Annotated in this window: 20 protein-coding genes; 11 read left to right on the top strand and 9 right to left on the bottom strand. The window is 71.1% G+C overall.

The window, feature by feature from the left end; genetic code table 11:
* Positions 1-77: 77 nt before the first annotated feature.
* Both AC5677_RS32745 and AC5677_RS32740 read right to left on the bottom strand, forming a co-directional pair.
* The gene (locus AC5677_RS32745) at positions 78-1,496 is read right to left on the bottom strand and encodes a sialate:H+ symport family MFS transporter (protein ID WP_497196839.1); all 1,419 of its coding nucleotides are present in this window, start codon (positions 1,494-1,496) and stop codon (positions 78-80) included.
* Positions 1,497-1,633: 137 nt separating this feature from the next.
* Positions 1,634-2,581, bottom strand: a complete 948-nt coding sequence (locus AC5677_RS32740) for a dihydrodipicolinate synthase family protein (RefSeq protein WP_497191496.1) — start codon at positions 2,579-2,581, stop codon at positions 1,634-1,636.
* A gap of 251 nt (positions 2,582-2,832) precedes the next feature.
* On the opposite strand from AC5677_RS32740, the gene AC5677_RS32735 reads away from it, so the two are divergent.
* Both AC5677_RS32735 and AC5677_RS32730 read left to right on the top strand, forming a co-directional pair.
* Entirely contained in the window at positions 2,833-4,023 is a 1,191-nt protein-coding gene (locus AC5677_RS32735) for a saccharopine dehydrogenase family protein (protein ID WP_497191495.1), read from the top strand.
* A 35-nt stretch (positions 4,024-4,058) separates the two neighbouring features.
* On the top strand, positions 4,059-4,364 hold the full coding sequence (locus AC5677_RS32730) for a hypothetical protein (protein ID WP_497191494.1): 306 nt from the start codon (positions 4,059-4,061) through the stop codon (positions 4,362-4,364).
* A 48-nt stretch (positions 4,365-4,412) separates the two neighbouring features.
* Here AC5677_RS32730 and AC5677_RS32725 read toward each other — a convergent pair whose 3' ends face one another.
* Entirely contained in the window at positions 4,413-5,144 is a 732-nt protein-coding gene (locus AC5677_RS32725) for an endonuclease V (RefSeq protein ID WP_497191493.1), read from the bottom strand.
* 148 nt (positions 5,145-5,292) lie between these two features.
* Here AC5677_RS32725 and AC5677_RS32720 point away from each other — a divergent pair, with 148 nt between their 5' ends.
* A complete protein-coding gene (locus tag AC5677_RS32720; protein ID WP_497191492.1) occupies positions 5,293-5,592 on the top strand; it encodes a YciI family protein in 300 nt (99 codons plus the stop codon).
* Positions 5,593-5,656: 64 nt separating this feature from the next.
* On the opposite strand, the gene AC5677_RS32715 is transcribed toward AC5677_RS32720, so the two are convergent.
* Positions 5,657-7,102 carry a sugar porter family MFS transporter gene (locus tag AC5677_RS32715; RefSeq protein ID WP_497191491.1) on the bottom strand — a complete coding sequence of 482 codons (1,446 nt, stop codon included), beginning with the start codon at positions 7,100-7,102 and terminating at the stop codon, positions 5,657-5,659.
* A 330-nt stretch (positions 7,103-7,432) separates the two neighbouring features.
* On the opposite strand from AC5677_RS32715, the gene AC5677_RS32710 reads away from it, so the two are divergent.
* The 3 genes from AC5677_RS32710 to AC5677_RS32700 all read left to right on the top strand — a co-directional run bounded on the left by AC5677_RS32710 (position 7,433) and on the right by AC5677_RS32700 (position 10,177).
* Positions 7,433-8,341, top strand: coding sequence for an SIS domain-containing protein (locus AC5677_RS32710; RefSeq protein WP_497191490.1), 909 nt, complete (start codon positions 7,433-7,435; stop codon positions 8,339-8,341).
* Between the two features lie 55 nt (positions 8,342-8,396).
* Positions 8,397-9,278, top strand: coding sequence for a class II fructose-bisphosphate aldolase (locus AC5677_RS32705; RefSeq protein ID WP_497191489.1), 882 nt, complete (start codon positions 8,397-8,399; stop codon positions 9,276-9,278).
* A gap of 71 nt (positions 9,279-9,349) precedes the next feature.
* On the top strand, positions 9,350-10,177 hold the full coding sequence (locus tag AC5677_RS32700) for a DeoR/GlpR family DNA-binding transcription regulator (protein ID WP_497191488.1): 828 nt from the start codon (positions 9,350-9,352) through the stop codon (positions 10,175-10,177).
* A 407-nt stretch (positions 10,178-10,584) separates the two neighbouring features.
* Here AC5677_RS32700 and AC5677_RS32695 read toward each other — a convergent pair whose 3' ends face one another.
* Positions 10,585-11,019 (bottom strand): SRPBCC family protein, encoded by a 435-nt coding sequence (locus AC5677_RS32695; protein WP_497191487.1) that lies wholly within the window; start codon positions 11,017-11,019, stop codon positions 10,585-10,587.
* Between the two features lie 175 nt (positions 11,020-11,194).
* Positions 11,195-11,971 (bottom strand): SDR family oxidoreductase, encoded by a 777-nt coding sequence (locus tag AC5677_RS32690; RefSeq protein ID WP_497191486.1) that lies wholly within the window; start codon positions 11,969-11,971, stop codon positions 11,195-11,197.
* A gap of 512 nt (positions 11,972-12,483) precedes the next feature.
* Here AC5677_RS32690 and AC5677_RS32685 point away from each other — a divergent pair.
* Positions 12,484-13,128, top strand: coding sequence for a TetR/AcrR family transcriptional regulator (locus AC5677_RS32685; protein WP_497191485.1), 645 nt, complete (start codon positions 12,484-12,486; stop codon positions 13,126-13,128).
* A 239-nt stretch (positions 13,129-13,367) separates the two neighbouring features.
* The gene (locus tag AC5677_RS32680; protein WP_497191484.1) at positions 13,368-13,679 is read left to right on the top strand and encodes a hypothetical protein; all 312 of its coding nucleotides are present in this window, start codon (positions 13,368-13,370) and stop codon (positions 13,677-13,679) included.
* A gap of 378 nt (positions 13,680-14,057) precedes the next feature.
* Here the strand turns inward: AC5677_RS32680 and AC5677_RS32675 are convergent, their stop codons facing one another.
* Positions 14,058-14,675, bottom strand: a complete 618-nt coding sequence (locus tag AC5677_RS32675; RefSeq protein WP_497191483.1) for a TetR/AcrR family transcriptional regulator — start codon at positions 14,673-14,675, stop codon at positions 14,058-14,060.
* A gap of 87 nt (positions 14,676-14,762) precedes the next feature.
* Between AC5677_RS32675 and AC5677_RS32670 the strand changes: the two genes are divergently transcribed.
* Both AC5677_RS32670 and AC5677_RS32665 read left to right on the top strand, forming a co-directional pair.
* Positions 14,763-16,553, top strand: coding sequence for an FUSC family protein (locus tag AC5677_RS32670; RefSeq protein WP_497191482.1), 1,791 nt, complete (start codon positions 14,763-14,765; stop codon positions 16,551-16,553).
* Positions 16,554-16,774: 221 nt separating this feature from the next.
* Positions 16,775-17,281: a MarR family winged helix-turn-helix transcriptional regulator gene (locus AC5677_RS32665; RefSeq protein WP_497191481.1), complete on the top strand. Its 507-nt coding sequence runs from the start codon at positions 16,775-16,777 to the stop codon at positions 17,279-17,281.
* A gap of 67 nt (positions 17,282-17,348) precedes the next feature.
* Here the strand turns inward: AC5677_RS32665 and AC5677_RS32660 are convergent, their stop codons facing one another.
* Complete coding sequence (locus AC5677_RS32660) at positions 17,349-17,696, bottom strand: hypothetical protein (RefSeq protein WP_497191480.1); 348 nt, start codon at positions 17,694-17,696, stop codon at positions 17,349-17,351.
* A gap of 544 nt (positions 17,697-18,240) precedes the next feature.
* On the opposite strand from AC5677_RS32660, the gene ssgD reads away from it, so the two are divergent.
* Positions 18,241-18,654: a spore wall synthesis regulator SsgD gene (gene ssgD, locus AC5677_RS32655; protein WP_497191479.1), complete on the top strand. Its 414-nt coding sequence runs from the start codon at positions 18,241-18,243 to the stop codon at positions 18,652-18,654.
* Between the two features lie 216 nt (positions 18,655-18,870).
* Here ssgD and AC5677_RS32650 read toward each other — a convergent pair whose 3' ends face one another.
* A complete protein-coding gene (locus AC5677_RS32650; RefSeq protein WP_497191478.1) occupies positions 18,871-19,485 on the bottom strand; it encodes a TetR/AcrR family transcriptional regulator in 615 nt (204 codons plus the stop codon).
* Between the last annotated feature and the right edge of the window lie 8 nt (positions 19,486-19,493).

Genomic DNA, 19,493 nt, shown 5'->3' with positions numbered 1-19,493 from the left:
GCCCGCGCAGGGTGCTGGAGCCGTGGTGAGGAGTGCGCGGGGTGGCGCCGGGTGGGCGGTGCCGGGTGGGCCGGGCCCTACGGGGAGCCGGTGGGAGCCCCTTGGGGCAGGGCCCCGGAGCCGCCCGCCGGCGCGAAGTGGTCGTCGGGCGCCGCACGGTCCAGGAGCCGGGCCAGCCTCCGCGGAACATCCCCGCCCACCAGGACGATGACGAGGAACGTCAGCCCGAACGTGAGCACGGCCAGCGCCCGCCCCAGGGGCATCCCTTCGGCGAGCCGGGCCCCCAGGACCGGCGCGACCGCCCCGCCCAGGGCCCCCACGTTGTAGACGAAGCCGAGCGAGGCGGCACGGGTCGCGGTCGGGAAGTGCCCGGCGATGTACTTCGGCAGAATGCCGGAGATCCCCTGACTCAGCGCCAGCAGCCCGAACAGCAGCACTCCGAGCCCCACCAGGCTGTCCTGGACCGCGAAGACCGGGAAGACGAAGGCTAGGGAGGCCAGCAGGGTGCACGCGTAGGCGCGCCGGGTCCCCAGCCGGTCGCCGACGAATCCCGCCAGCCAGCATCCGGCCATGGTGCCGAAGCCCGCGTAGAACATCACGTCGGTGACCTGCGCGGGCGCGTACCCCAGCTCGGTCTTCAGATAGGTGGGCAGGAGGGCCTGAATGGGCCAGCTGTAGAGGAAGGCGCAGAAGACGGTCACCATCAGGGCCACATACCGCAGCCAGCCCTTGCGGCCGCCGAGCTGCGCGGCGAAGGCGATCAGGCACAGCGCCGCGAGGGCCGAGAGCCAGGGGATGTACGCCGCTCCCACGGGTGTGAAGACGCAGAACAGCGCGCCCGTGGCGGCCGTCATCAGGGCGGCGTTGCCCCAGGAGCGCAGGCGGCCGGTGAACAACGGCCGGAACGGATTGGGGCGTTCCGGCCGCGCGCCGGTCGCGGTGGGGCCGATCTCGGCCTGCCATTCGGCGGCCTCCGGCAGCGATCTGCGGATCCACACGGCCACCAGGACGGGCAGCACACCGATCCAGAACATCCAGCGCCAGCCCCAGTGCGGAACCACCCAGGTGTAGAGCTCGGCCGCGATGATGCTGCCGCCCGCATAACCGGAGATCAGGAATCCGGAGGCGCGGTTGCGCAGCCGGGTGGGCCAGCTCTCCAGCACATACGTCACGCTGGTGCTGTACTCCCCCGCCATCCCCAGGCCGATCACCAACCGGGCGACGAACAGACTGGTGTAGCCCCAGGCGAATCCGCAGGCGAAGGTGCCGAGCGAGTACAGCAGGATGCTGGCGATCATGGCCGTCTTGCGGCCGTAGCGGTCGCCCATCGCGCCCAGGACGGCCCCGCCCAGCCACCGGGTGATGAAGGCCCCGGAGATGAGCGAGGCGGCGGTGGCGGTGCCCAGGTGGAACTCGTCGGCGATTTCGGTCAGGACGAGGGTGATCAGGACGAAGTCGAAGCCGTCGAGGAGGTAGCCGATCCAGGCGGCGAACATCGCCTTCCACTGACGCGGGGCCACCTCCCGGTACCAGGGAGCGCTTCCGGCGGGACGGGCGGGAACGGCTGGACGGGCGGGACCGTCGGGGTGGCCGGGGCGTCCGGGAGGTTCGGGGCGGTCCGGGGAGCGCGTCGTCACAGCAGTCCTGCCTCCTCCAGCAGTCGGCGGACGGTTCGGATGGCGGCGCCGTCCAGCGGCAGCTGCGGGGCCGCGGTGGCCGGGCTGTCGAGGACGCCGAGCAGGTGAAGCGCGGCCTTGAAGGCGCCGAGGGCGGACGAACTGCGCCCCATCTCCGCTTCGTCCCCGACATCGGTGAGGGAGAACAGCGCGGCCAGCCGGTCCTGTTCGGCGGCCGCCGCCTCCCACCGGCCCGCTTTCGCATGCGCGTGGAGCCGTACATAGCCGGCCGGGTCGACATTCCCCAGACCCGGTACGACACCGTGGGCGCCGGCGAGCAGGGCGCCGTCCACGGAGAGTTCCGACCCGGTCAGAACGGAGAAGTGTGCGTTCACGGCGCGCAACCGGATGATCAGCCGGCGTAATGCGCCGTCATCGCCGCTGCTGTCCTTGAGCCCGGCGAGCACCCCGTCGGCGGCGAGCGCCAGCACCGTGCCGGCGGGCAGCTTGGTGTGTACGGCAAGAGGGATGTCGTACGCGAAGAGCGGCAGGTCGACGGCCTTGCGCAGCCGGGTGAAATGGTCCGCGATCTCGGCCGGGTGCGTGCGCGTGTAGAAGGGCGCGGTGGCCACGATGCCGTCGGCGCCCAGGCCGTGGGCCGTCCGGGCGTGATCCAGGACCCGGGCGGTGGCCATGTCGATGACGCCGGCCAGGACAGGCAGCCGGCCCCGGGCGGCCTCGACGACCGTCTCGATGACGGTGCGCCGTTGGACGTCCGACAAGTAGGCGGCCTCGCCCGTGGAACCGAGTACGAAGAGACCGTGGACCCCGGCGTCGACCAGACGCTCGGTCAGCGCGGCCAGCGACCTGGTATCGACCTGGCCGGCGTCGGTGAGCGGGGTGCACATCGGTGGCACGACCCCGGCGAGCGGTGCGGGGAGGGGCGGAGGAAGAGGAAGGGGCATCGCGTCCGGCTTTCTGCCGTACGGTCCGGTCCGGCGTACCGGGGAACAGAGCGGCGAACCCGGCAATCCGGACGTGGGACGTGGGACGTCCTGTGTCCTGCCGAATCTGACCCCGCTCCGACGCCGTGTCAAGAGTCCGCGCCACCGGGGGGAGCCACGCCGCGCGAGACCAATCGCATGACCGAGAGCCGTCGTTGACGGAGTGTCGATGACGTGCTTAGGGTCCTGAGCTCAGGTCGAGAGGATGTGCGATGCGACGGCAGGACACCTCAGGACGGGACCACGATCTCGTCCTCTACGGCGCCACCGGTTTTGCCGGGGCGCTCACCGCCGAGTACCTGGCCCGGCAGGCCCCCGAGGACTGCCGCTGGGCGCTGGCCGGACGCAACACCGCCAAGCTGGAGCGGCTGCGCGAGCGCCTGGCTAGCATCAACCCGGCCTGCGCCGGCCTCCCGCTGCTGCGGGCCGACAGCGACGACCCCGACTCGCTGCGCGCGCTCGCCGCCGGCACGCGTGTACTGGCCACGACCGTCGGCCCGTACCTGCTCCACGGCGAGCCGCTGGTCGCCGCCTGCGCCGCGGCGGGCACGGACTACGTCGATCTGACCGGCGAGCCGGAATTCATCGACCGGATGTACCTCCGCCACCATGCGACGGCCCGCGCGTCCGGCGCCCGACTGGTGCACGCCTCGGGCTTTGACTCCGTCCCGCACGACCTCGGGGTGCTCTACACCGTCGGGCTGCTCCCGGAGGGCGTGCCGCTGCGCATCGACGGTTTCGTCCGCACCAACGCCACGTTCTCCGGCGGCACCCTGGCCTCCGCGCTGACCGCGCTCTCCCGTCCGCTGCCCATGGCACGGGCCGCCCGCGAGCGCCGCAAGGCGGAGCCGCGTCCCGTCGGCCGTACGGTCCGGGCGCCCTTCGGCCCGCCTCTCAGGAGCGGCGAGACGGGTGCCTGGGGCGTGCCGCTGCCGACCCTGGACCCGCAGGTCATCGCCCGTTCGGCGGCCGCCCTGGAACGTTACGGTCCCGACTTCCGCTACCGCCACTACGCCGGCGTGCGGCATCTGCCGGTCGCCGTGGGCGGTGCGCTGGGGGTGGGCACGGTGGCCGCGCTCGCCCAGGTGCCGCCCGTCCGGCGCTGGTTGTCGGGGCGTCTGGAGCCGGGCGAGGGGCCGAGCCCGGAGCGGCGCGCGCGGAGCCGGTTCGCGGTGCGCTTCGTGGCGACCGGCGGCGGTCGGCGGCTGATCACGGAGGTCTCGGGCGGCGATCCCGGCTACGACGAGACCGCGAAGATGCTCGCCGAGTCGGCGCTCAGCCTGGCCTTTGACGACCTCCCCGAGACGGCCGGCCAGGTGACGTCGGCGGTCGCGATGGGGGACGCCCTGACCGACCGGCTCCAGAAGGCGGGCATCGTCTTCAGGGTGGTCCGGAGCCAGTGACCGTTCTGTGCAGCCCTGCATGAGGTGATCGACGCATGAGTTACTTCATGTACGACGTGAGGGGCGGCGTGATCGACGCGCCTGATGCGGACACGATGAGGCGGGTCCTGGCCGGTCTCGCGGAGGCGGATGACGAGCACCCCGATGTGTCGTTGACGCATGAGAGCGGGTGGTGCCTGAGCGCATTCGCCGATGGCTTGCTGATCTGGGAGAACACCGAGGACGGCTCGGTGTTCCCGGGCGAGATGCGCGGGGTCGGACGCGAGGAGACCGTGCGGCTCTTCGGTCTCCTGGCGGCCGGTGACGTCGCCGCGCTCGGGGCGCTGCCCTGGAGGGGGTGACCGGTCCCGGTCGTCCCGGCGGCCCGCAGCCGCCCCGGTGCCACGGTCTCAGGCGCCGGCCAACGCCTTCCGGCACAGGGAGTCGGCGGCCCGTGTCGTCTCCGGCAGGCGGTATTCGGACGCCAGATGCACGGTGTGCGCGCAGGCCCGGTCGAGATCGACGCGGTGCCCGACGGAAACGAAGACCGGCTTGACGCCCTTTTGGGTGCGCACCGCACGTCCCACCTCTTCGCCGGCGGTATCGCCTTCGCCCGGCTCGCCCCGGTCCAGAAGGGGGGAGGTCGCGCCGCGCTCGGGTCCGGGCGGCTCGTACCGGAAGGTGAAGGGGTTCTTGGCGACCCCGATGGTCGGCAGTCCGGTCAGCACCCCGAGGTGGCTGGCCAGGCCGAAACGCCGCGGGTGCGCCAGCCCGTACCCGTCGCAGACCACGAGATCCGGGGTATGGGTGAGGCGGGCGAGGGCCTTGAGCACGGTGGGAATCTCGCGGAAGGCGAGCAGCCCGGGGATGTACGGGAAGGAGACCTGTCCGATGGCGGTGGCCTCGTCGAGGACGGCGAGGGTAAGGGCGTCGAGGGCGACGGCCGCCGCGGCCACCACGTCGCGCTCGTCGTCGTAGGCGACGTCCACCCCGACGACGGTGCCCGCGAATCCTGGTTGCGGGCCGGGTTCGTCGAGCCGCACATGGTGCCGGAGCCGGTCCTGGACGGCACGCGCCTGGGCTTCGTCCGTCGGCCAGTGCCGCAGTTCGTCGTCACACGAGATCGTTCCGGGAGTGTCCATGGTGATCGCCACGCTACCGAACCCATGATCGGTTCCCACGGCCGCCGCCGCCGCCCTCGAGCGGGCCGCCTGCGACGCGGCGGGCGCCGCCGGATCCGCCGGCCGGGTGACCATGAGGGTGACCAGGGGCATTGTCTATATTGCCTGCATGTTCGTACTGGAGCTGACCTACACCGCGCCTCTCGAGCGCGTCGACGCCGCGCTGCAGGACCATGTGGCCTGGCTGAACAAGGAGTACGCCGCCGGGCACTTCATCGCCGCCGGACGCAAGGTGCCGCGGGACGGGGGCGTGATCATCGCGACCGGCCTGGACCGCGCGGCCGTCGAGAAGGTGGTGGCGGAGGACCCGTTCACCGTGGCCGGGGTGTGCACGTACCGCATCACCGAATTCGTGGCGACGACGACCGCCCCCGCTCTGGAGGAGTACCGGGAGCAGCTGCCGTCGTGAGGTGCCGCCCCGGGCAGCCGACGAAAACCGCCGCCCGGGGCACCGCTGTGAGGACCGGGGCTTCCTAGAGCGCGGCCTCCGGAGCAGCGGCCGGGGTCGTCGGGGCAGGGGTGGGGGCGGGCCAGCGGCCGCCGTTCCTCCAGTAGCCCTGGATCTCCTCCAGCTGGCGGCCCTTGGTCTCGGGCGCGGTGAAGGAGGCGAAGACCAGGGCGCAGAGCGCGAGGACGCCGAGTCCCGCGAACGTGCGGGCCGCCCCCGCCCAGGCCATCAGCGAGGGGAAGAACTGGGCGATCAGGAGATTCGCCACCAGGTCGGCCGTCAGCATCACCGATGCACCCGTGGAGCGCAGCTGGGCGGGGAACGCCTCGCTCGCATAGACCCAGATCAGCGATCCGAAGCCGAAGTTGAAGGCCGCGGTGAACAGCAGGATGGCGCCGAAGCCCACCCAGGTCGTGGCGCCGTGCAGATCGCCCATGGCGAAGACGACGGTCAGTACGGCGAGCATGGTGACCATCGTGCCGATACCGGAGAGCAGCACCACGCGGCGGCCGAGCCGGTCGATGATGAGGATGGCGAGCACGGTCGCGGCCAGTGAGGCCAGTTGCACGAAGGACGGCAGCAGGAAGTTCTGGCCGTTGCCGCTGAAGCCCATCTCCTCGAAGATCTGCGGGCTGTAGTACGTCACGGCATTGATGCCGGTGATCTGGCAGAAGAATCCGAGGCCGACGACGAAGAACGCGGCGCGGGCGTACGGCTTGCACAGCAGCGAGCGCGCCGAGCCGCCGTTCTCCTCGGCCAGTGCGGCGCTCACGGCGGCCACCTCGGCGCGCGCGTCGACCTCCGGATCGGTCATGGCCATGACTTCGATGGCGCGCTCCGTACGCCCCTTGAGCACGTACCAGCGCGGCGTGTCCGGCAGCCGGAACAGCGGAATCATCACGAGTGCCGCGGGGATCGCGGACAGGCCCAGCATCCAGCGCCAGTGGCCGCCGCCGGACAGTCCCCAGTTGACGAAGTAGGTGACGACGATGCCCGCGACCGTGGCCACCTGGTAGGTGGCCACGGATGCGCCGCGGATGCGTGCCGGCGTCGATTCCGCGATGTAGAGCGGGGCGGCCACGATCGAGATGCCAATGGCGACGCCGAGCAGGAAGCGCACCACATCCAGCACGACGACACTGGGCGCGGCCGCGGAGAGCGCGACGAAGACGGCATACGAGCCCGCGACGATCAGCATCGCCGCCTTGCGGCCCAAGAGATCGGCGAGCTTGCCGCCGATCAGCGCGCCGACGATGGAACCGAACACCAAAATGCTGTTGACCAGGCCTTTTTCCGCCTCGGTGAGGTGGAAGTCCTTGCTGAGAAACACCAGGGCGCCCGAGATGCTGCCGGTGTCATAGCCGTAGATGACGCCGACGACGGCACCGGTGAGCGCGAACAGTCTGCCGGTGCGGCGCGCGGTCTTGGGTGACGGCGGCTGAGGCGTCTCGGAGAGCGTGGCAATGGACATGGCGGAGTCCTTTGTGCGGCGGAGCGGCCTGCTGCATGACGAACCATGACTGATCTTGCGAGTATTCGACGCACTTCACGCAGTTGTCAACAGCTGCAAGAAAGCCTCGCGAGGCCGCCTCCGCCCCTGCGTCCCAGCCACCCGAACGGCCGCACGCTGCCCGTTTCTCTTGCCGTCTCCCCACCTCCCGCCACTCCCCTCTGCTTCGTCCACCCTTTCGAGGGATGGATGTCCGCCGCATGAGTGCGTAGAGTCGTTTGCAACGAAGCCAAAAGTTGCAGAATTGCGCAGCAGAGTAAGTAGGACCCACGGATCGCGGGAGGGCGTGCCATGAGCGAGACCTCATACATGGAGCAGGAGCTGAACAGTCAGCCGGAGACCTGGCGGAAGGCGGCAGGGATCGGGGCGGACGCGGGAGGCCCGCTGCCCAAGGCCGGCCGGCGCGTGGCCGTCGTCGGCTGCGGCACCTCATGGTTCATGGCGCAGTCGTACGCGGCGCTGCGCGAAGGCGCGGGGCTGGGGGTGACGGACCCATTCGCGGCATCGGAGGCGTTCCTGGGCAGCGACCGCGGCTACGACGCGGTGGTGGCGATCACCCGCTCGGGCACCACGACCGAGGTGCTGCGTGTCCTCGACGCGGTCAAGGGGCGGATCCCTACGGTGACGATCATCGGCGACCCCGAGACGCCGGCGGTCGCGCTCTCCGACGAGACGGTCGCGCTGCCGTTCGCCGATGAGAAGTCGGTGGTACAAACACGGTTCGCGACGACGGCGCTGACACTGTTGCGCGCGCATCTGGGCGAGGACGTCTCCCAGGCCGTGGCCGATGCACAGGAGGCACTGGCCGCGCCGCTGGAGCCGGAGTGGGTGGACGCCGAGCAGTTCTCCTTCCTCGGCACGGGCTGGACGTACGGGCTGGCCAATGAGGCCGCACTCAAGATGCGGGAGGCATCGCAGAGTTGGACGGAGTCCTACCCAGCGATGGAGTACCGCCACGGCCCGATCTCGATAGCGGCGCCCGGCCGGGTGACGTGGCTGTTCGGGCAGGCTCCGGAGGGTCTGGAGGCGGACGTGGCACGGACCGGCGCCCGGTTCGTCCGCCACGAGCGCGACCCGCTGGCCGATCTGGTGCTGGTGCAGCGGGTGGCCCTGGCGCGGGCCCGAGCCCGCGGCCTGGACCCGGACAACCCGCGCAGCCTCACGCGTTCCGTGATGCTCGAGGCCCCGGCCGTGCCGTAGCCCCCGTCGCCTCTCCGACGCCAACTCACCTATTTCGCAAGGGAGTCAGGATCCCATGCCCCTCGTTCCGACCTCATCCATCGTCGACGCCGCTCGTGAGACGCGGGTCGGTGCCGCGGCCTTCAACGTCATCCACCTCGAAACCGCCGAGGCACTCGTCACCGCCGCCGAGCGCACGAACACCCCCCTCATCCTGCAGATCAGCGAGAACTGCATCCGCTACCACGGGAGCCTGCCGCCCATCACCCGCGCCACGCTCGCCCTCGCCGAGAGCTCCGCGGCTCCGATCGCGGTGCACCTCGACCACATCACCGACGCGGAACTGATCCACCAGGGCGTCGCCGCCGGGGTGGGGTCGGTCATGGTGGACGCCTCCGCCCTCCCCTACGAACGGAACGTCTCCGCCACCGCCGAGCTCACCGCCTGGTGTCACGACCGTGACGTCTACGTCGAGGCGGAGCTCGGCGAGGTGGGCGGCAAGGACGGCGTGCATGCGCCCGGTGTGCGCACCGACCCGACCGAGGCGCTGGCCTTCGTCCGGGCAACGGGCGTGGACGCCCTCGCGGTCGCCGTCGGCTCCTCGCACGCCATGCAGGAGCGCACGGCCGTACTGGACAAGGACCTGATCGCGGAGTTGCGCGGGGCGCTGCCCGTGCCCCTGGTGCTGCACGGCTCTTCCGGTGTCCCGGACGAAGAGCTCCGCCGAGCCATCGCCGCCGGAATGACGAAGATCAATATTTCCACCCACCTGGTGTCCGTCTTCACCCACTCGATACGGCAGACACTCGGCGCGGACCCGGCGCTCATCGACTCCCGAAAGTACATCAAGCCGGCCCGGGAGGCGGTGGCGCAGGAGGCGGCGAGACTCCTGGACGTACTGAGCACTCCGGCGCCGGTCCATGAGCAGTACGCCGCCCAGGCACCGGCTCCTGGGTGAGGCCATGGTCGACGTCCCGGTGTGCTTGACCGGCCTCAACGCGGTCGATCGAAACGAAATAGGCTCGCGCCATGAAGCGCCATGAACGGATGAACGCACTGCTCGAGCTGCTCGGGGACAGGGGCCGGGTGGATGTCGAGGAGGCGGCGACCGAGCTGGAGGTCTCGGCCGCCACGATGCGGCGCGACATGGACGCCCTGGCCGAGCAACAGCTGCTGACCCGTACGCGGGGCGGGGCGGTGCTCAGCTCCGTGGCGTACGACCTGCCGATCCGGTACAAGCACGCCCATCGATCGGCGGAAAAAGAGGCGGTGGCACAGGCAGCGGCGAAGCTGGTCGAACGCGGTGACGTGGTGGGGTTGAGCGGCGGCACCACGACCACGGCGATCGCCCGGGTGCTCGCCACCCGCCCCGACTTCGCGGAAGCGGGTCCGCAACCGCATCTGACGATCGTCACCAACTCCCTCAACATCGCCAACGAGCTGGCGGTACGACCACAGATCAAGATCGTGCTCACCGGTGGAGTGGCACACTCGCGATCGTTTGAACTGGTCGGCCCCTTCAGCGAGTTGGTACTGCAGCAGATCTCCATCGACATCGCCTTCATCGGGGCGAACGGCGTGGACCCGATGATGGGAGCCATGGTGCACGACGAGGCGGAGGCCAGGGTGAACCGCCTGATGGCCGAGCGTGCCCGGCGCGCCGTCGTCGTCGCGGACTCGTCGAAGATCGGCGAGCGGTGCTTCGCCCGGGTCGGCGATGCGGACGTGTTCGACACCTTCATCACGGACAACGGAGCAAAGGAGGCAACGCGACGGGAGTTCACTGACCGGGGGCTGAGAGTCGTCACGGCCCGGCCGTCCGGCAGCACCGATACGGTCCCGGCCGCCGGGCACTGACACCGCGTGACCGGCTGAGGCCGAGCGTCGGGGCTTCTGGCCCAGTGGCGGTGTGGGCGCGTGAGCGCGTGGGCGGACGGCTGCTCGGTGCCGTGGGGGCGGATGGCCGCTGTGCCGTGCAGCCGCTGGCCGTGTGAGTGTGTAGCCGCTTGGCGGTCCGGCGGTCCGAACCCGCCGGCTGACCGGGCTTGGCTACCGATACGGCGTGGGCCTGGGTGTGTGCCTGGGCGTGGGTGTGGGCCTGGGCGCGAGCGTGAGCGCGACTGCTGACGAGGGGTGGGAGAGGGGGTGGGGTGGGTGGGGCGGAGGCCCCCGGGGGAGGAGAAGGCTGGAAGGCCCCCGGCCCCGGCGCCGGTCCCCCGCCACAGTCCCCCTCCCCTCCTCGCCTCTCTCCCCTTCCGCCCGCCCTACGGCCTGCCGAACCGCTCTTCCAGCGCCGCCAGCCCCGCCCCGTACACGCCGTCTCCGAAGACCTCCTCGACCTGGGGGACGGTCTCCTCGGCACCCTGGTAAGTCGCCGTCCAGCGCACCTCGGTGCCCTGGTCGTGGGGGGCTGCCGTCAGCGTGGCCTCGTAAGCGGTGACGGGGAGGAACGGGTTGAGGACCGTGTAACGGTACGAGCGCGCGGTGTCGTCCTTGGCAAGGAGGCGTTCGCGGGCCACAACCGTGCCCTCGAGGGTGAACGCCCGTATCGCGCCGGGGGTTTCGGGGTCGGCGTCGTCCTCGATGGCCGACGGCGGAACGTGCTGGTGCCAGTCGGCGAGGCCGTCGAAGCGGCCGATGGTGCGCCAGACCGTGTCGGGGTCGGCGGAGAGCACGGTGGTGCGGATGAGGCTTGGCATGGTGTCACCTGGTCCTGTCGTCCAGTGGTCCTGTGGTCCTGTGGTCCTGATGGGTCTTGCAGCCCTGTCGGCCAGTGGCTTTGGAGTGCCGCTGGCTCTGTAGTCCAGTGGTCAGTGGTCTGGGTAGGTGCACCGGGATATGCCCGGGCGGGGCGGCCGTTGCGGGAGGTTGGCGTTACCAGGTGCTGTCGCCGCGCAGTACCGCGTCGGCGCCGCCGTCGACGAAGACGACCTGGCCGGTGACATGCGTGTTCTCCGAGGAGGTCAGCCAGGCCAGCAGCGGGGCGACCTGCTCCGGACGGGCGTGGCCGTGCAGTGGCATCGGGACGGACGCGTCGACGACCTTGCGCATATCGGCGTTGCCGAGCATGGGCTCGGTCATCGGGGTGACGATGGTGCCGGGGGCGACGGCGTTGAGGGGGATGCCTGCGGCGGCCCAGTCCGCGGTGACGGCAGTGCGGCGGAGCCAGCGGGCGATGGCGTGTTTGGACGAGCCGTAGACGGCATGCCCCTCGCCCCGCTCGATAGCGGCCTGAGCGGCGGAAACAGCCGCTTCCTCATCGTTGGCCAAAGCCGCGTCGACAATGGCCGGGTCGTGGGGGTGGACCGAGGCGACCGAGGAAATCAGGACGGCACGCGGATCGGTGCCGGCGGCCAGTAGCGGGCGTAGCCCTTCGAGGGTGGCGACCATGCCGAAGTAGTTGACCCGGACGGTGAGCGGCGCGAACTGGGCGAGGCCGGCGCAGGCGATGACGGCATCGAGCCGCCCGCCCGTCAACTCGCGTGCTTGGTCGGCCAGTTCCGTACGACCTGTGGGGGTGGAGAGGTCTGCGGAGATATCGACACCCTTGAGGTCGGCGCCGAGCACGGCATGGCCCTGTTCACGGAGATGGGCGGCGGTGGCCTTGCCTATCCCGGAGGCCGCTCCGGTGACGAGGTAAGTACGCGGCATGATCGGCTCCTTCGCTGATGCGTACCGGTCGATAGCGAGTTGATGAGGGTTGGGACGCGTCGGGGCACATCGGGGGGAGAGCCGAGTGCAAGTCAAGTGCGAGTCGAGGGCGAGTCAGCAGGGGGCGGTAGGGACGAGCAGGCAGCGGCGATCGGGGCGGCGCAGTGGCGTCGGCGGTCCGGGCGGTCCGGGCAGCCGCGGCGGCAACCACGGCCGCACGATCGGTCACGGTCGCGGGGCCCCGGCGCCGCGGCCAACATACGCTTTATTGGCATGTCGTGCCAATAAACTGTTCCGTGACAGAGTTGAGCCTCGAACGGCCTGAACGGCCCGAAGGAGCCGGTAGGCCGGGTCAGACCAGATGGACAGGATGGACCGGACGGACCTCACGGACCGCACGGATGGAACGGCCACATGGGCCCAGACAGGCAACACGACCAAGACACCCAAGACAGCCCGAACAACCAGAACAACCAGAACAACCCGATGCAGCAGACGGCAAGGAGAGGTGGATGACGGCAGCGCGAGGCAGACCAACGCTGACCGAGCGACGGCGGCAGGAGACCCGGATGGAGATCGCGGAGGCCGCGGCGGCTCTGTTCTCCGACCAGGGGTACGACGCGACGACCGTCGAGGACATCGCGTTGGCGGCCGGCATCTCGCTGCGCACGTTCTACCGCTACTGCGCGGCGAAGGAGGACGCGCTCACGCCCGTACTGACCTCCAGCGTCGGCCAGCTCGTCGACGAGCTCGCCACCCGCCCCGTCGACGAACCGCTGACCAGCGCGGTCCGCGCGGCGTTCGGCACGTCGACATCGGCCCGGCGCCTCGCGGACACCGACCGGGCGCGGCGGCTGATCCGTGTCATGGGCAGCGTTCCGGCGATCCGCATGCGGTGGATGGCCGCCGGGCGCGATATGCAGGACCGGCTGGTGCCCGTGCTGGCGGCGCGTTCGGGAGCGTCGCCGGACAGTCTCGAGGTGCGGTTGCTGGCCTGTGCGCTGATCGACGCGATCACCGTCGCCACGGAGCACTGGGCCCGCCAGGACGACCCGACGGAGGACATGGCCGAGCTGACCCGTCGGGCGCTGGACTATCTGCGGCTCGACGAGCTCCAGGCCACCGCCGGGCCCCGGCCCCCCTCCCCCACCGCCTGACCTGCACCGCCGCCCGGCCCCCGGTTGCGGTTCCCGGAAAACGGCCCCGGTCCGGTTCCGAAAGGATCGCGCTTGGGGCGCGGTGCGCACCCAGGGCCGTATTTCTTCCGGCGCGTATGGACAATGGAGAATGAACGTGCGAAAGCCCGTCCGGTAACTCCGGTGACGGACCGGCGCCGGTCCGTTACGTGTCCGGCAGGAACGGCCTTCGCAGTGGTTCCCAACGGGGGAGAGATAACGTGCGGAAGATCATCGCAATAGCCCTGGCAACGGTGGCGTGCAGCGCCTCGCTGACCCTGTCCACGGCGGCCGACGCGGCGGCGGCCGACCGCCCGCCGCAGTGCGTCAAGGTACGGAAGTACTTCAGCAAGGGGCACAGCCGCTATGTGCAGCTGACGAACCTGTGCGGCAAGCGCACCTCGTGCTTCACCATCGTCGTCCCGCACGCGAAGGACCCACGCGGCCGCCTCCAGAGGGCCGAGACCAAGGACGTCCGTTACGGGAAGACGTCGGGTCCGCGGGCGCTGCTCGTCAAGAACACGTCCTGCTGAGCCGGCGGCCGCGTCCCCTGGCGGCCGCCGTCAGCGCCCGGTGATCCACCACTACGGCCGGTCCGCCACCTCGGCGGGCCGGCCGTAGTGCTGGGCCGGGGGAACGGCGGCGCGCAGCGAGGGACCACCACTGCCACCCGATACCGCCCTGCCACTGCCACTGCCGCGCCGCTGCCACTCCCCCTGGTCAGCTGCCGGTTCTCTGTTGATCTTCTGCCGATCTTCTGCCGGTACGGCCGGACGGAAGCCCGGCCGGGCACCGCGGCAAGCCCCGGCAGAGGAGCGCAGCCGCCGAAGCCCCTGGACGATCGACTCCTCGCCGCGGACCGGCGCCCGGACCACCGGCGGTGGATCGCCGGTGACCGACTCAGCCGCGGCTCACCCCCGTACGGCGATTCCGTCCAGCACCATCGAGAGGTACTGGCGGGCGATCTCCTCGGGGGTGTGCTGCCCGCCCGGCCGGTACCAGCTCGCGGCGACCCAGACGGTGTCGCGGACGAAGCGGTAGGTGAGCCGGATGTCGAGATCGGCCCGGAAGACGCCGTCGCGCACACCGCGTTCCAGGGTGCCCAGCCAGGCCTTCTCGAACTTGCGCTGGGAGTCGGCGAGGTAGCCGAACCGGGGCTGGGCGGCGAGCTGCTTGGACTCCTTCTGGTAGATGGCGACCGCCGCGCGGTGCCGGTCGATCTCCCGGAAGGACTCGGTGACCAGGGCCTCGATGGTTTCCCTCGGGCCGAGCCCGGCATCGAGGACGGCGTCGTATCCGTCCCAGAGCTCGTTCAGGAAAGTGGCGAGGATTTCGTCCAGCATCGATTCCTTGGAATCGAAGTGGTAGTAGAGGCTGCCCGCGAACATTCCGGCCTCGTCCGCGATCCGGCGGACGGTGGTGGCGTTGTACCCCTGCGCGGCGAACACCTCTGCCGCGATGGTCAGCAGTTCACTGCGGCGCTCCGGGGACGCGTTCGCGGTCGTCGTCTTCTTCTTGGCGGTTGGCACCTGGCCATTGTCGCTGCCGGGCCGGGCGACGGACGGCGGGCCGGGCGAAGATGATTCACGAGTAAAACACCTGCTAATGTTTTCTTCATGGGGAAGCACACCGAGCCCGCCGGGCACAGACCGACCACCGCGCGCGACGGTGGGGTGCGCACCCGTCCGCTGCCCCTCCGGAGCACCGTCCGGCTGCGCCGCCCCGTCGACATCTGGCACAAGCCGGCGCTCAGTGCGGTGGCGGCCATGGCGGTTCCCGATCTCACGCTGTACGCCCTCGGCCGGATGGACCTGGTCCTCTACACCTCCGCCGGATCGCTGTGCGCGCTGTACGCACACGGCCTCCCGTACGCCGCCCGTGCCCGCACGCTGCTGTGGGTGGTGCTCGGCATGGTCGCGAGCCTCGGCATCGCGCTGACCGCCGCGTCCGTGATCACCTCCGCCGCCGTGCTCGTCGTGCTCGCCTCGCTGCTCGCCGCCGCGCACAAGATGGCGTGCGATGCGACGCGCATCGGGCCCCCGGGGAATCTCATCCTGACCTTCGTCGCCGCATCGGCCTTCTTCGTGCCGCAGCGCCTCGGACAGGTACCCGCGCATCTGGCGCTCGCCCTCGGCGCCGGCGCACTCGCGTGGCTGGTGTGCATGGCGCCGGCGCTGGTGCGGCCGCGGGGTCCGGAGCGGATCGCCACCGCGCGCGCCCTGGAGGCCGCGGCCGGGCTGCTGCGTACGGGGGCGGGCGCGGGCGTCGCCGAGGGGCCCGGGGTGGCGCACGCCCGGCATGCCACCGCGGCCGCCGTGAACGCCGCCTGGCACACGCTCTTCCTCGTCCCGGCACACACCCCCGCACGGGCCGCCGCGCGCGGCGACCTGGAACGGCTCCTCGTACGGGCCGAAGCGGCGCTCGGCGGCGGCAGGTCCGGGGAAGCGAGCCGGGCGGCGGAGGCCGAAAGCCTCGGCGAACGGGCACACGAGCTGCGGCGCGGGCGGCCGCTGACCGAGGTCGCGCTCGCCACGGCGGCGGCCGCGGAGCCGGCCGGGACCGCGAAGGAGCGGGCGACGGGCCCGGCGACGCCGGCCCTGCGGCGTCCCGCGCCCGACCGCCCCCGCGGGGTGCGGGCGGTACTGGCGCGGCTGGCTCCGGGATCGCCGTTGCTGCCCATCGGCGCACGGGTCGCGGCGGGGTGTGTGCTGGCCGGCTGGGTGTCGATGGCGGTCGGTGTCGGGCACCCGTACTGGGCGGTGGTGACCGCGGCCTCGATCTACCAGGCCAACACCACCCTCTCCTGGCAGCGTGCGCTGCAGCGCACGGTCGGCAATCTGCTCGGCCTGCTGCTGTTCTGCGTGCTGCTGCCGCTGATCCACACCGGGCAGCTCGCGATGATCGCGCTCGCTCTGGCCTGCCAGTTCGGCGCCGAGGCCGGCATCACGAGGAACTACTGGCTGGGCTCGGTCTGCGTCACGCCCATGGCGCTGCTCCTGACCGAATTCGGCGGCCATCTGCCCGCCGACACCCTGATCGGCGACCGCTGGATCGACACCGTGGTGGGCGCGGCGGTCGGCCTGGCCTGCTGCGTAGCGGTGACCAACCGGCGCGCCGCCGACCGTATCGACCGCGCGCTGGAACGGGTGGCGGCCGCGGAGACCGCGGCGCGGCGGTTGCTCACCACGGCGCCCGCGCCCGGGGCGGGCGCGGCCGGGGAGGCCGACTGGGCCCGCGACCGGCTCGTCGGCTGCCTGGTGGAGCTGCGGGAAGCGGTCGATGCCGCGGCGGGCGAGTGGTGGCAGCGGGCGCTGCCGCAGGAGCGGATCGCCCGCGCCGAGCAGCGAGGACACCACGCGCTGGCCGGTCTCGTACGGCAACCCTCGGCGCCCGCGCCGGCGGCCTGACCACCCGCACCACCGAGCCGACGCCACACGACGGCCACCGCACGTCGGACCGCCCACGGCAGGCACAATTGGGTTCGTGGGACGGGGTCGTCACCAAGGCTCCGGTGAAACGGGGTGAAACGGTTCACGTGAACCGTTTCACGTGAAGCGCTACAGCTGTACCGCTTCAGGTGAAGCGCTACACGTGAAGCGGTACAGCAGTCGTCGAGAGGAGAGCACGGGTGGCCGAGGACATCGTCGCGGGGGTGCTGCGCCAGTGGCAGCAGGTGCACCCCGGGCTGGACACCGGCCCAATGGCGGTGATCGGGCGGCTGAACCGGTGTTCCGCGCTGCTGCAGCAGGCGGCCGACGCCCCGCTGCGGCGGGCCGGGCTGACCCGGCCCGAGTTCGACATCCTCGGCACGCTGCGCCGGATGGACCGCGAGCTGACCCCGGGCCGGATCGCGCGCGAGACCTTCGCCTCCGGTGCCGCGGTCACCAAACGCGTACGGCAGCTGGAGGCGCACGGCCTGATCGCCCGCCGCCCCGATGACCGGGACCGCCGCGTCACTCATCTCTCCCTCACCGACGAGGGGCGCGAGACCATCGACCGGCTGCTGCCCGAACAGCTGCAGTACGAGGCCGCGTTGCTGGACGGCATCGGCGACGAGCGGCAGGAGGAACTCTCCGCTGCGCTGGGTGAGTTGCTGGTGGTTCTGGAGGGGCGGCTCGGCAGCCTGCTGGAGTGAGCCGCCCCGCCCGGGGCGGCTCGGGCGCAGACGAGCGGAGCGAGCGCAGGCAGCAGGGACGCGCGGATCAGGCGGACCCGTCGGCCGCCTCCGCCGGGAACGGCTCGTCGTTCCAGCGGAACCACGCCGCATCGTCCTCGATGTGCAACAGGAACTCGACCACCGGCCGCCCGGCCGGAGCCACCAGCCGTACGCCCTCGGAGGCTCGGTTGTAGGCGTCCTCCCAGGCCGTCACGTCGTCGTCGATCGTGTCGATGAGCTCCAGCTCACGGGCGAAATGCGGCCGCACCTCCGGGTAGCCGGGGCCGGGTACGAACCGCCCGTTCAGCCAGGGGAAGTCGGCCTCCGTGATCGTGATCTCGCCGACCACTTCCGTCCCCCGTTCCACCCGCCACACCTCTCCGATCATCGGCATTGCCGCCTCCCCTTGGTCGTGCCAGTGACACGCGCGGCACGCCCCCCGCCGACGGTGCGGGGGCGTGCAGGTCGCGTGACGGTCGGACGACAGGATCGCAGACGGGACGAGGGCGGCGGAGCCGATAACGCTGCATCACCAACCGCATCACGGGCGAAATCACGGGCGCCATCACCGGCGGTATCACGGACCGTGCCGCCCGCCGGATCACGGACCGCGTCGCCGTCCACATCACGGGCCGCATCACGGGCCAGGTCGCCGGCTGGACCACTGACCGCATCCATGGCCGCACGCGCGCAACTCCCCCGGGCGCGCCGCGAGGTACGGCTGCGCACGTCCGGGAGAGCCTGCGGGCAAGGGGCACGAATAGGTTCGGACCTTCGCGGCAATGCTTGCATTTCGCATGCGTAAAGAGGGCATATCCTCGCATTCAAAGAGTGGTGACGCAGGTCACGCACGAATTCGATGCACGGTCGCGATAGCCCGCGCGTCCTAGTCGTTGTACAGACAACAAGGAACCGCACCGAACGTAAGGGAGCCGGCGATGTCCACCGTCATCGAACAAGCCGTTCAGGCCCGTCTCATCGCGACCGCACCGCCGTCGCGGGTGATTCCGGCTGCCCTTCGCTACGACCGCTCGGATCCCTATGCGGTGCGCCTGGTGTTTCCGCCCGCCGCCTCGCTGGACGGCGCCGAGGTCGCGTGGACCTTCGGGCGCGATCTGCTGGCGGAGGGACTGCGGCGGACCGCCGGGGCGGGGGATGTGCACATCTGGCCGTGCGGCATCGATGGCGTCGTGGTGGAGTTCCACACGGCCGACGGGATGGCGTTGGTGCAGTTCGAGGCCCGGGATCTGCGGCTGTTTCTGACCCGGTCCTACGCGGTCGTCGAAAAGGGCGACGAGGCGCGGCATCTGGATGTCGACGCCGATCTCGCCGCCCTGCTGCGGGAGGCGTAGCGGAAGCGGAAGCGGGGCGGAGGCGGGGCGGGAGCGGCCGGGCGGGAGCGCCGGACGCCGTCCGGCCGGGCGCGGGACGGGGCGTCAGCCGTCACCCTTCCGCTCCATCCACTCCTTCCGTTCCTTCCGTTCCTTGCGTTCCTCGTGTTCCTTGCGTTCCTTCTATTTCTCGCGCTCGTCGCGCTCGTCGCGTTCCTTGTGTTCCTCGTGCCCCTTCTATTCCTTCTGCTCCTCGCCGCCGAAGAGATTGGCCAACTGCAGGTCCATCAGGCGCATCGCCTGCTCGGGGTCGTGGACATCCAGCAGGACGTAGGTCGAGAGGCCGTCGGCCAGGCTGATCAGCAGCATGGCCTCGTCCTCGGTGGCCCGGTCGAGCGGGAGTTCGCCGCGTTCCGCGGCCCGGCGCAGCTGGTCGGCGAAGAAGGCGCGGAGTTTGGGGATGCCGTCCTTGGCCTCGGCGCGCAGCCCCTCGTCGTGGACGGCGCGCTGGAAGTACGCGGCGCCGACCAGCGTGCCGATGCGGCTCCTCTCGTCCAGCGGCAGCATCCCGGACAGGCAGGCACGCAGCACCTCGCGCGGTGACGGCTCCCCGGCCAGCGCGGCGATGCGCTCGCGGATCCGCCGGTCGGCCAGGCGGTTGATGTGCTGAAGGGCGAAGATGAGCATCTCGTCCTTGGTGCGGAAGTAGTGCTGGAGCCGGCCGAGCGAGATGCCGGCCTCGGCGGCGACGTCACGCAGGCTCGCGCCGTCCAGCCCCCGGGTGCTCGCGATCCGCCAGAGCGCCTCGGAGATCTCCTGGCGTCTGGCTTCATGGTCCACCTTCTTGGGCATGGACGGCT

It is taken from the genome of Streptomyces sp. JLSY215 (assembly GCF_059682825.1).
This window is presented reverse-complemented; position numbering and strand designations above follow the sequence as displayed.